Annotated in this window: 10 protein-coding genes; 8 read left to right on the top strand and 2 right to left on the bottom strand. The window is 48.4% G+C overall.

Annotation, left to right across the window (positions count from 1 at the left end; translation table 11 throughout):
• The first annotated feature begins 29 nt into the window (after nucleotides 1-29).
• The 3 genes from nifU to H8Z76_RS06040 are packed head-to-tail and all read left to right on the top strand — an operon-like array spanning nucleotide 30 to nucleotide 2,180.
• The gene (nifU, locus tag H8Z76_RS06050; RefSeq protein ID WP_022514949.1) at nucleotides 30-473 is read left to right on the top strand and encodes a Fe-S cluster assembly scaffold protein NifU; all 444 of its coding nucleotides are present in this window, start codon (nucleotides 30-32) and stop codon (nucleotides 471-473) included.
• A gap of 21 nt (nucleotides 474-494) precedes the next feature.
• A complete protein-coding gene (mnmA, locus tag H8Z76_RS06045; RefSeq protein WP_186981949.1) occupies nucleotides 495-1,571 on the top strand; it encodes a tRNA 2-thiouridine(34) synthase MnmA in 1,077 nt (358 codons plus the stop codon).
• Nucleotides 1,572-1,622: 51 nt separating this feature from the next.
• The gene (locus tag H8Z76_RS06040) at nucleotides 1,623-2,180 is read left to right on the top strand and encodes an NUDIX hydrolase (protein WP_186981948.1); all 558 of its coding nucleotides are present in this window, start codon (nucleotides 1,623-1,625) and stop codon (nucleotides 2,178-2,180) included.
• Nucleotides 2,181-2,326: 146 nt separating this feature from the next.
• On the opposite strand, the gene H8Z76_RS06035 is transcribed toward H8Z76_RS06040, so the two are convergent.
• Both H8Z76_RS06035 and H8Z76_RS06030 read right to left on the bottom strand, forming a co-directional pair.
• Nucleotides 2,327-2,470 (bottom strand): hypothetical protein, encoded by a 144-nt coding sequence (locus H8Z76_RS06035; protein ID WP_186981947.1) that lies wholly within the window; start codon nucleotides 2,468-2,470, stop codon nucleotides 2,327-2,329.
• A gap of 88 nt (nucleotides 2,471-2,558) precedes the next feature.
• Nucleotides 2,559-3,452, bottom strand: a complete 894-nt coding sequence (locus tag H8Z76_RS06030; protein WP_022514937.1) for a helix-turn-helix transcriptional regulator — start codon at nucleotides 3,450-3,452, stop codon at nucleotides 2,559-2,561.
• 210 nt (nucleotides 3,453-3,662) lie between these two features.
• Between H8Z76_RS06030 and H8Z76_RS06025 the strand changes: the two genes are divergently transcribed.
• The 5 genes from H8Z76_RS06025 (at nucleotide 3,663) to H8Z76_RS06005 (ending at nucleotide 11,666) form a co-directional block, all read left to right on the top strand.
• A complete protein-coding gene (locus H8Z76_RS06025) occupies nucleotides 3,663-5,357 on the top strand; it encodes an alpha-glucosidase (RefSeq protein ID WP_147618437.1) in 1,695 nt (564 codons plus the stop codon).
• 335 nt (nucleotides 5,358-5,692) lie between these two features.
• The gene (gene lon / locus H8Z76_RS06020; protein ID WP_022514935.1) at nucleotides 5,693-7,960 is read left to right on the top strand and encodes an endopeptidase La; all 2,268 of its coding nucleotides are present in this window, start codon (nucleotides 5,693-5,695) and stop codon (nucleotides 7,958-7,960) included.
• 379 nt (nucleotides 7,961-8,339) lie between these two features.
• Complete coding sequence (locus tag H8Z76_RS06015) at nucleotides 8,340-9,647, top strand: O-acetylhomoserine aminocarboxypropyltransferase/cysteine synthase family protein (protein WP_186981946.1); 1,308 nt, start codon at nucleotides 8,340-8,342, stop codon at nucleotides 9,645-9,647.
• Between the two features lie 38 nt (nucleotides 9,648-9,685).
• Entirely contained in the window at nucleotides 9,686-10,618 is a 933-nt protein-coding gene (gene cysK, locus H8Z76_RS06010) for a cysteine synthase A (RefSeq protein ID WP_186981945.1), read from the top strand.
• Nucleotides 10,619-10,724: 106 nt separating this feature from the next.
• The gene (locus H8Z76_RS06005; protein WP_186981944.1) at nucleotides 10,725-11,666 is read left to right on the top strand and encodes a 2-hydroxyacid dehydrogenase; all 942 of its coding nucleotides are present in this window, start codon (nucleotides 10,725-10,727) and stop codon (nucleotides 11,664-11,666) included.
• Nucleotides 11,667-11,746: the final 80 nt, after the last annotated feature.

Genomic DNA, 11,746 nt, shown 5'->3' with positions numbered 1-11,746 from the left:
AAAGAAGAGAAAATCAGGAGGATTCATTTATGTATAGTGAAAAGGTAATGGACCATTTTAATAATCCGAGAAACGTTGGAGAGATCGAGAACCCGAGCGGTGTGGGAACCGTCGGTAACGCAAAATGCGGAGATATCATGCGTATGTATCTCGATATCGATGACAACGGTATCATTCAGGAAGCAAAATTCAAGACGTTTGGCTGTGGCGCGGCAGTTGCGACCAGCAGTATGGCAACCGAGCTGGTAAAGGGCAAGACTATCCAGCAGGCGCTTGAAGTTACCAACAAAGCAGTTATGGAGGCACTTGACGGACTTCCGCCGGTAAAAGTACACTGTTCTCTGCTCGCAGAGGAAGCGATCCATGCAGCTCTCTGGGATTATGCGGAAAAGAATAATATCAAGATCGAAGGACTTGAGCGTCCGGTCAATGATATTGCGGAAAAAGAGGAAGCACCGGAAGAGACATATTAATTAGAAGAGGATAATATATAGATGAGCAAAGTCGTAGTCGGAATGTCAGGAGGAGTGGACTCCTCCGTGGCAGCCTATTTGTTAAAGGAACAGGGATATGATGTGATCGGAGCGACAATGCAGATCTGGCAGGATGAGTCCGCGCAGGCCCAGGAACATGAAGGGGGCTGTTGCGGACTTTCTGCGGTTGATGATGCAAGGCGCGTGGCGGATGCGATCGGGATTCCCTACTATGTAATGAACTTCAAACAGGATTTTAAGGAGCGTGTCATAGATTATTTTGTGCGCGAATATGAAAATGCCAGAACGCCAAATCCATGTATCGCCTGCAACCGATATGTGAAATGGGAATCTCTGCTGCAGCGGTCGATGGAGATCGGCGCGGATTATATCGCAACGGGACATTATGCAAGGATCAAAAAACTGGATAACGGCAGATACACCGTGCAGAAGTCGGTGACGGCGGCAAAGGATCAGACCTATGCGCTTTACAATCTGACGCAGTTTCAGCTTGCGCATACGCTTATGCCGGTTGGCGCGTATGAAAAGCCACAGATCCGAAAGATCGCGGAGGACGCCAATCTTTTGGTGGCACATAAACCGGACAGCCAGGACATCTGCTTTGTTTCCGATGGAAACTATGTGAAATTCATGGAAGAGGAGACCGGCAGAAAGTCGAAGCCAGGAAATTTCGTGGATGAGGACGGAATGGTTCTGGGAAAACACGAGGGAATCTGGCATTATACGATCGGTCAGAGAAAAGGACTTCATCTGGCACTTGGAAAACCGGCGTTTGTAAAGGAGATCCGGCCGCAGACGAATGAAGTCGTGATCGGCGGTGCGGAAAGTGTATTTTCCGATACAATGATCGTGGATGATGTCAACTACATGGCTGTGGAAAAGCTGGATGGAAAGACGGAACTCTGTGGAAAGATCCGTTATGCACATAAAGGAGCGCCGTGTATCCTGGAGCCGCTTGCGGATGGCAGACTGAAAGTGACATTTCATGAGCCGCAGCGCGCGATCACGCCGGGACAGGCAGCGGTATTTTATCAGGACGATTATATTGTCTGCGGAGGAACGATCACTGCAAAATAACAGCAGCAGGCTTGTGGCGTGGAAATGATCCGATAGATGGAGAGTGAGACGATGGAATTACTGGATGTTGTGGATGAACACGGTGTGCCAACCGGCGAAGTCGTGTCGCGTGATGTCGCGCACAGAACCGGGGTCAGACACCGGACATCCCATGTGTGGATGCTTCGAAAAAAGAACGGAAGGCTGGAGATCTTAGCGCAGAAACGCAGTGAAAACAAGGATTCCCATCCGGGCTGTTATGATATTTCAAGTGCGGGACATATTCCGGCGGGCGAGGATTTTGTCTCGTCGGCGCTCCGTGAACTGGAGGAAGAACTTGGCGTCACGGCAAAGCCGGAAGACCTCGTTTACTGCGGACAGCGGCATTTCGCCTATGAGAAAGAATTTTACGGCGAGATGTTCCGGGATAACCAGGTCAGCAACGTTTATTATTTGTGGTGCGATAAAGAACCGGAGGAATTTGTGCTGCAAAAAGAAGAGGTGTCAGAGGTGCGCTGGTTTGCGTTTTCGGAGCTTATGGATGCGGTGGAGAAGAACCGGATCCCGAACTGCATACATATCGATGAGCTGGAGATGGTGCTGGCGAAGGAGCAAAAAGAAATCATTTAACATAAAAAGTCATTTAAAAGAGGCTGTAAAATAAGTGTCTAATATAAAGAAGCGTCAATTCCGGCGCTTCTTTTCTTTCATATTTTTTGTACGGAATCAACATTATTTCCAACATGGCGGGAGAAGACGGGTACGTCCATCTGCAATTATTCATCTTCTTTTGGCAGCGTCCGGAAGAAAGAGAGGAAAAACGGGATCGTAACAGCAGCGGATAAAATATCCGCGAGCGACTGTGAGATCTCGATGCCGAACAGACCGAAGCTGTGTGACAGGATCAGGATGATCGCCATCAGCGCGAAAACAACACCGGTTGCGCCACTTGCGCTGGTTCCGATCTGGCTGACAAAAAACGTTTCTTATTATACTACAAATGAGTGCTCAGTCAACCGTCAGATCTTCCATAAATTTCTTCGGTGTCATGCCATATTTCTTCTTGAATTCACGATGAAAATAAGAAAGATTGTGGAAACCGACCGCAAGTGAGACCGAAAGTGTGGAAGACTCTCCCTGTTCAAACTGTTCGGCAGCTTTTTCGAGCCGCAGGTTTTTGATATAGGAGAGACAGGACATTCCCACATATTTTTTGAAAAAGCGCATGAAATAGTACTCGCTGAAGTAGCAGATGCCGGCAAGCTGCTCAATGGTGAGATCCTCTGCGTAGTGGTGCTCAATGTAGTCAAGCACGAGTTTTAATTTCGCGGCGTGTTCGGTGTGGAGCTGTGGCAGGCTGGAACTTTCCGTGCAGTAGGGGAGCAGGACGGCGATGAGCTGTAGAAACAGGGATTTTAGCATCAGTTCATAGCCGGGGGCAGCAGTTTCATAGGCCTGGCTGATCGCGTGGAACAAAGAAAGGACTTCTCCGTAAGCAGGATGATCTTTTCTTATTACAAAGGGCGGGATCAGTTTTTGCTTGGCAAGCGGCGTCAGGTAGCGGACGGCGCAGACATCCGCGGAATTAATGCCGAGAAAATTCATGTGAAACACATAGGTTTCGGAGCGCATGCCGGTACCGGGAATGGAACTGATCGCGTGCAGGGTCATCGGCGGGAGAAAAATGAGGTCGCCGGGCTGGACGGGATAGGACTGCAGATGCGCCTGATAGACGCAGCTTCCCTCCTCGATCAGCGTAAATTCCGCCTCCTCGTGCCAGTGCGCCGTGACAGCCGGGTAAGAATCTGAAAGTTCGGTGATATACTGCTGGAGCGGAAACATCTGCTCCCCGTGTTTTGCTTTTTCCTTTTGCTCCGGTGCCGGGGCAGAGATCTCTTTCATACCTGTCCTCCCAAATTTGTATAATCCAGTTTCTGCCTGCCCAAATATAATATGACTTACAGGGCAGTTTTGTGTTATAAAAAGAAAATATAGTGCAAGAAAAATTTGAAATCTGGTTTTATAATAACAGTATCATACAAAAAGAGCAACAGAACCAAAAAATATGTGGGTGAAATGATAAGAAAAACAAAAATGCAGGAGGGAAACAAAATGAAGAAAAAATGGTGGCATGACAAGGTAGCATATCAGATCTATCCGAAGAGCTTTTGCGATACCAATGGGGACGGTATCGGAGATCTTCGCGGTGTGATCTCTAAGCTGGATTATTTAAAAGAACTTGGGATCGACATTATCTGGCTCTCACCGATCTACAAATCTCCGTTTGTGGATCAGGGATATGATATCGCGGATTATTATAAGATCGCGGAGGAGTTCGGTACGATGGAAGAGTTTGACGAACTTCTGGCGGAAGCAAAAAAGCGGGATATGTATATCGTGATGGATCTGGTTGTAAACCACTGCTCCGACCAGCATGAATATTTCAAGAAAGCGCTTGCGGATCCGGACGGCCCTTATGCGGATTATTTCTATTTTGTAAAGGGAAAAGACGGAAAAGCGCCGAGCAACTACCGCTCCTATTTTGGCGGAAGTGCCTGGGAGCCGGTGCCGGGCAGTGATAAATATTATCTGCATATGTTCGCGAAAGAACAGCCGGATTTAAACTGGGAGAACCCGAAGCTGCGCCGCAAGGTCTATGACATGATCAACTGGTGGTTAGACAAGGGACTTGGCGGATTCCGTATCGATGCGATCATCAACATCAAGAAAGACACGAGCTTTCCGTCCTTTGCGCCGGACGGCCCGGACGGACTTGCGTCCTGTGTCAAGATGGTAGAGGAAGTGGACGGTGTCGGTGAGTTCTTAGAGGAAATGAAGCATGAGACCTTTGAGAAATACGATGCGTTTACGGTCGGCGAAGTATTTAATATGAAAGAGGACGAACTGCGTGAATTTATCGGCGAGGACGGACATTTTTCCACGATGTTTGATTTCTCGGCACATGAGCTGACTTTCGGGGAACATGGCTGGTATGACAGCAAGCCGATCGTATTTAAAGAGTGGCGCGATATCGTGTATGCATCCCAGCTTGAGATGGAAAATATCGGATTTAAGGCAAATATCATTGAAAACCATGATGAGCCGAGAGGTGCGAGCCGTTATCTGCCGGAGTACGCGCAGAATGAGGCGGGCAAAAAGATGCTGGCGACAACCTCAGTGCTTTTACGCGGTATCCCATTTATTTACCAGGGACAGGAGATCGGTATGACGAACTGCGTGCGCGGTGACATTTCCGAGTACGATGATATCAGCACGATCGATCAGTACAAGGTTGCGATCGAGGCAGGATGCACGAAAGAAGAGGCGTTAAAATGCTGCTATGAGAACAGCCGTGACAACGCGAGAACGCCGATGCAGTGGAGCGATGAGAAGAATGCGGGATTCGGAGACGGAACACCGTGGCTTGCACTCAACCCGAATTACAAAGAGATCAACGTAAAAGAGCAGGAGAACCGGGCGGATTCCGTACTTTCTTATTATAAGAAGTTAGTCGCACTGCGGAAATCGGATGCGTATAAAGAAACGTTCACCTATGGTGATTTTGTGCCGGCGTACCGGGAAAAGGATGATATCTTTGCGTTTCACCGTAAATCCAAAGAAAGCGGGCAGGATGTTCTGGTGCTTGCCAATTTCGGAAGCGGTGAGCACACCTTAAAGCTGGATGGAAACGTAAAACAGGTTCTTTTGTCCAATCTGGGACGGGAGCAGGCGGTTTGTGCGCAGGCAAAAGAGAGCGGAAGCGTGACATTGACAAGCTGCGAATGTGTAGTCGCTGTGATGGAATAAAAAGTGTGATTCAAAAAACATAATGAGGAGCCCTTTCTGAGAATCGGAAGGGGCTTTTTCGAATCATAGGAAATTCCTTCCTATGATTCAAAAACGCTCCGCGGGGATGCGCAGCTCGCGGAGATGAAGTTTATGTTGAACATACCGCTCGCGCGCGAAAGTGTGCGGTAAGCGCACACTTTATTTTCTAAAAGCAGTTGACAAGCGTGAATTTTGTGCTATTATGAAAAAAAGAAGTATCGAATGTTATGATTTTGCGGGAAACCGCATATTTTTTTACACACGGGTTAGCACTCGATACAAAAGAGTGCTGATAAAAAAAGGAGGAATTGCATATGATCGTAATACCAGTTTATAATATGATTCTTTTACCGGAAATTACATTTTATTTCAAAAAAGACCTGTTTGAAAGTCTGCATACACAAAAAGCGGAGCCGGGCGAGGATGTGCTCTTTGTCATGCAAAAAGAGGAAAAAGAGCGGCAGGAGCTTACGGCAGATGATTTCTATCCGGTCGGTGTTTCCGGTGTAGTGGAAAATCCGGATGAGGAGGGAAATATCTGTATCCGTGTCAAAGAACGTGTGACGATCTCGGATGTGGAAGTGACGGAAGGCGTGGTCACAGCGACAGCCGTGATCCGTGCGGAGGCAGAGGATCTTACGCCGGAAGAGGAGAAAGAGCGTTTCGGAAAATTAAAAGATGACCTGCTTGGATTTGCACAGAATTATCAGTGGGGCATCTGGGCGAGAGGCTATATCCTGCGCTGGAAAAACGCAGTGGAGGTCGTCTGCGCGCTTGCAAATTACCTGAATTTAAGTCCGGAAGAGAAATACGCGATGGTGGAGACGGATTCACGGTCAGAGCGTATCGAACTGATCGAAAAGGCGATCTACGAATTCATCGAATTATCCGAGATCGGTGAGGAGGCGGAAAGTGCGCAGAAAGCCTCCCACGAAAAGATCTACCGCGAAGAGGCATTGAAAAAGCAGATTGATTTTCTGCAGAACAAGCTCGATGAGATGCACCCGGAAAACGTTTCGGATGTGCGCAAATTTGAGCATAAGATCATGGAATCCGGCATGAATGAGACGGCGAAAAAAGAAGCGGAAAAGATGTTAAACCGCATGAAGCAGGAGGGCAGCGACAGCCATGAGTACGGTATGCTCTATGATTATCTGGATTTTGTGACGAGCCTTTCCTGGAAAAAAGAGCCGGCGTTTGATGTGGATCTTGCCGAGGCAGAGCAGATACTTGATGAGGAGCATTATGGCTTAAAGAAAGTAAAAAGAAGGATCATTGAGCAGATGGCGGTCATGGCACTCAATAAAAAGCAGGCGGGTTCGATCTTACTCTTTGTCGGAGCGCCGGGAACCGGAAAAACCAGTATCGGACAGAGCATCGCAAAGGCGCTTCACCGTGAATACATCCGTGTCAGCCTGGGCGGTGTCCGGGATGAGGCGGAGATCCGCGGCCACAGACGTACCTACATCGGAGCAATGCCGGGGCGGATCATGGAGGGCATGAAGCGCAGCGGTGTTTCCAATCCGGTCATGGTCTTAGACGAAGTCGATAAACTTTCCAGGGATTACAGCGGGGATCCGGCAAGTGCGCTGTTAGAAGTGCTTGACCCGGAGCAGAACAACAGCTTTACCGATCATTACATGAATGTGCCGTATGATCTTTCGGATGTGCTTTTTGTCTGCACGGCAAATTCGACCGACACGATACCGGAGCCGCTGTTAAACCGTATGGAAGTCATTCAGTTTCCGGGCTATACGGAGCTTGAAAAATTTGAGATCGCAAAACGGCATCTTCTGCCAAAGGCGATGAAGAATATGGGAATCAGGGCGAGACAGTTAAAAGTGCCGGATGCGGCACTGCATGCGCTGATCAACGGCTACACAATGGAATCCGGTGTCCGTGGACTGAAAAAGAGACTGGATACCCTCTGCCGTTATGCGGCGGTGAAGCTGGTAAAAGGCGAGCAGAAGAGTATTACGGTCACGGCGAAAAAACTGCCGGAATTTTTAGATCGCAGACCGATCCACCACGAGCATATCCTGGAAGCGAAAAAGCCTGGTGTAGTGACCGGACTTGCATGGACATCCGCAGGCGGAGAGATCTTATTTATTGAGACGATGCAGACCAAAGGAAGCGGCAAGGTGCAGATCACCGGCCAGCTCGGAGATGTCATGAAAGAATCCGCCGAGATCGCCGTGAGCCTGGTCAAATCGCTTTATCCGAAGGAGACCGCGGACTGGGAGAAATACGATCTGCACATCCATGTCCCGGAAGGAGCCGTACCAAAAGACGGACCGTCAGCGGGCATCACGCTTACGACTGCGCTTGCGTCTCTTGTGACCGGCAAGGCGGTAAGCCCGGAATATGCCATGACCGGTGAGGTTTCCTTAAGGGGCTGCGTCATGCCGATCGGCGGACTGCCGGAGAAGCTGATGGCGGCACAGCGCGCCGGTATCACGAAAGTTCTGATCCCGTATGAAAATATGGACGATCTTTCGGACGTGGCAGATGAAGTAAAAGAAAAGCTTGAGATCATCCCGGTCAAAAAAGTGACGGATGTCTTAAAGCTGGTGTTGAAGTAAAATAAATAGGTTCATTCCCCATGCAGGTCAAACAGACTCATCTGTTGACCTGCATGTTTTGTTTCATAAGTGCGCATATAGGTAAAAAGTTCGATACCTACATTATAAAGTATTTTCAAACTGATAGCCAGCTATCAAAAAAACCTATGACAAATTTCCGGAAAACCTATTGACAAAGTAGGAATACGGGAATAAAATCATACTTATCAAATATGATATATATGAAATCAAGCAAAGAAGGAGAGAAGACAGCATGAAGAATTTGAAAATCACATCTGGATATATTGCAAAGGACGATCGAATGTGTTGTTGTATGAGCTGCCTTTTCAATGAGAAACATAGATAACAAAAATACAACACATAGATTGGAGAAAATATTATGAGCAAATCAGCATATACAGACAGAAATTTAAAATTCGAAACCTTACAGTTACATATCGGACAGGAAGAAGCAGACCCGGTTACCGACGCAAGAGCGGTTCCGATCTACGCGACATCTTCCTATGTATTCCACAATTCCGAACACGCAGCGGCAAGATTTGGACTGACCGATGCCGGAAATATCTACGGCAGACTGACCAACCCGACCGAGGACGTGTTTGAGAGACGTATCGCGGCACTGGAAGGCGGCGTTGCGGCACTTGCGGTTGCATCCGGAGCGGCAGCGATCACCTATACCATAGAAAATCTTGCGCAGGCGGGAGATCACATCGTAGCGGCAAACAATATTTACGGTGGTTCTTACAACCTGCTTGAGCATACACTTCCGCAGTACGGCATCACAACGACATTTGTGGACGCACTCGATTTAGATGCGTTTGACAAAGCGATCCAGGAGAACACCAAGGCGCTTTATGTAGAGACACTGGGCAATCCGAATTCAGAAGTGACCGATATCGAGGCACTTGCAAAGATCGCACATACGCACAAGATCCCGCTTGTGGTTGACAATACTTTCGCAACACCGTATCTGGTTCGCCCGATCGAATACGGCGCGGACATTGTGGTACATTCCGCAACCAAGTTTATCGGCGGACACGGAACAGCCATCGGTGGCGTGATCGTGGACAGCGGAAAATTTGACTGGGAGGCATCCGGCAAGTTCAAATCCTTAACCGAGCCGAACCCGAGTTATCATGGAATCAGCTTTACCAAGGCAGTAGGACCGGCAGCATTTGTCACAAAGATCCGCGCGATCCTGCTTCGTGACACCGGAGCTACGATCTCCCCGTTCCATTCTTTCATTTTCCTGCAGGGACTTGAGACTTTATCGCTTAGAGTGGAGCGTCATGTGGAAAACGCGCTGAAGGTAGTCGAGTACTTAAACAATCATCCGCAGGTGGAAAAAGTACATCATCCGTCTGTTACCGATGATAAGACACAGCAGGAATTATATAAGAAATATTTCCCGAATGGCGGCGGCTCGATCTTCACCTTTGAGATCAAGGGCGATGACAAGACAGCCAAAGATTTCATCGATCATCTGGAAATCTTTTCCCTGCTTGCAAACGTGGCGGATGTAAAATCCCTTGCGATCCATCCGGCATCCACAACACATTCACAGCTCAGTACCGAGGAACTCTTAGAGCAGGGCATCAAGCCGAACACGGTTCGTCTTTCCATCGGAACCGAGCACATTGATGATATTATCGAAGATCTTGATATTGCATTTCAGGCAGTAAAATAAACAAAAAAGTCAAAGAATCATTCAGAAAGGAAGATAGTATGGCAAACATTTATAAAGGAACATTAGGACTGATCGGAAACACACCGCTTGTAGAAGTGGTAAACATGGAGAAGAAATACAACGCAAAGGCAACGATCCTTGCAAAGCTTGAGTATTTCAACCCGGCAGGAAGTGTCAAAGACCGTATCGCAAAAGCGATGATCGAAGATGCAGAGGAAAAAGGCCTGTTAAAGGAAGGCTCTGTTATCATTGAGCCGACTTCCGGAAACACTGGTATCGGACTTGCGGCGATCGCAGCTGCAAAAGGATACCGCACGATCCTTACCATGCCGGAAACCATGAGCGTTGAGCGCCGTAACATCTTAAAGGCATATGGCGCAGAGATCGTACTGACAGAGGGAACCAAGGGAATGAAAGGCGCGATCGCAAAGGCAGAAGAATTAAGCAAAGAGATCCCGAACAGCTTTATTCCGGGACAGTTTGTGAACCCGGCAAACCCGGCGATCCACAAAAAGACGACCGGACCGGAGATCTGGAATGATACAGACGGAAAAGTAGACATCTTTATCGCAGGTGTCGGCACAGGCGGAACCATTACCGGAACCGGAGAATACTTAAAATCCCAGAATCCGAATGTTCAGGTCATTGCCGTAGAGCCGGAGAGCTCACCGGTACTTTCCGAAGGAAAGAGCGGTCCGCACAAGATCCAGGGTATCGGCGCAGGCTTCGTACCGGATACTTTAAATACCAAGGTATATGATGAAGTATTCAAGGTTGCCAATGATGACGCGTTCCGTGTCGGAAAAGAGATTGCTTCCACCGAAGGTTTCCTCGTAGGAATTTCTTCCGGAGCAGCGCTTTATGCAGCACTTGAAGTTGCAAAACGCCCGGAGAACGCAGGAAAGACGATCGTAGCACTGCTTCCTGACAGTGGAGACCGTTACTATTCCACCTCTTTGTTCATTGACTAAAAGTCGTATCTGAAATATAATATGAGTAGGTTATCCCGCCTGAGCAGACTGGAGAGATTTGGTATGCCGGGCGGGAATTTTTTTACAGGAACAGGAGAAGATGCATATGAAACTTGTAATTATCGAACCATTGGGTGTGGAAAAGGAAACTTTACTGGAGATCGCGGACAAGGCAGTCGGAAGGGACACCGAGATCGTTTATTACGATACCCGTGTGACGGATGATGCCACGCTGATCGAGCGCGGAAAGGACGCGGATATCATCGTGGTCGCAAACCTTCCGTTAAATGAGACGGTGATCGATGGATGCAAAAACTTAAAGCTGCTTGCGGTCGCGTTTACCGGGATCGATCATATCGCGGTGGAGGCATGCCGGAAGAGAAACATCACGATCTGCAACTGCGCGGGCTATTCCAACGCGGCGGTATCGGATCTGGTGTTTGGGCTTCTCATCAATCTTTACCGCAATATCATTCCATGCAATGAGGTGGTGCGCAAATCCGGGACAAAGGACGGACTGGTCGGCTTTGAACTGGAAGGAAAAAAATTCGGTGTCATCGGAACCGGAGCGATCGGAAGCCGTGTCGCTGCGATCGCGCAGGCATTTGGCTGCGAGGTGTATGCGTACTCGAGAACCAGAAAAGATCTGCCGGGCGTTACCTGGATGGAGTTAGGAGAACTGTTGGAGACCTGCGATATCATTTCGCTGCATGTGCCGTTAAATGAGAAGACCAGGGGAATGATCGGGGAAGCGGAGCTCGCAAAGATGAAACCGGGCGCAGTGCTGATCAATACGGCGCGTGGACCGGTCGTGGACAGCGCGGCACTTGCGAAAGCCTTAAATGACGGTCAGATCGCGGGAGCGGCAGTGGATGTGTTTGAAACAGAGCCGCCGGTACCGGAGGATCATCCGCTTCTTCACGCAAAAAATCTGATCGCGACACCGCATGTTGCGTTCGCCACCAAAGAGGCACTCATAAAGCGTGCGATCATTGATTTTGATAATGTAAGGAAATATCTGGACGGTACACCGCAGAACGTGATGTAAAGGCGATGGAAAGTAAGAAAGAATTAAGAAAAAATTCACAGGAAATCCCTTGTATTTGAAGGCGGTTCTGCCGATAATGA

It is taken from the genome of Roseburia yibonii (genome assembly GCF_014297335.1).
Taxonomy (GTDB): domain Bacteria; phylum Bacillota; class Clostridia; order Lachnospirales; family Lachnospiraceae; genus Roseburia_D; species Roseburia_D yibonii.
This window is presented reverse-complemented; position numbering and strand designations above follow the sequence as displayed.